Annotated in this window: 1 pseudogene; it reads left to right on the top strand. The window is 38.4% G+C overall.

Annotated elements, in window-relative coordinates:
* A pseudogene (locus AOA60_RS33390) lies at positions 1-229 on the top strand (hypothetical protein); the annotation flags it as partial.

Here is a 229-nt window from a genome sequence, read left to right as displayed (position 1 = left end):
CGTTTGGATGGCATAGGGAAGAAGTTGTTGTAACTTTTTCCATTACAATTGCTGTATTTGCTTTTGTAACTATTTTTGCAGGAAGGCTCCAGGATAAAATAGGACCGAGGTCGGTTGCCACCATTGGAGGATTATTTCTCGGACTTGGTCTAGTATTAGCTAGTGGTGCAGACACATTATTTGAATTGTATTTTTATTATGGAGTAATTGGTGGGATAGGTATTGGTAT

This window comes from Pseudomonas sp. 2822-17, from assembly GCF_002742485.1.
GTDB classification, from domain to species: domain Bacteria; phylum Pseudomonadota; class Gammaproteobacteria; order Pseudomonadales; family Pseudomonadaceae; genus Aquipseudomonas; species Aquipseudomonas cyclaminis.
The sequence above is the reverse complement of the archived record's forward strand: the minus strand, read 5'-3'. Positions and strand labels throughout refer to the sequence as shown.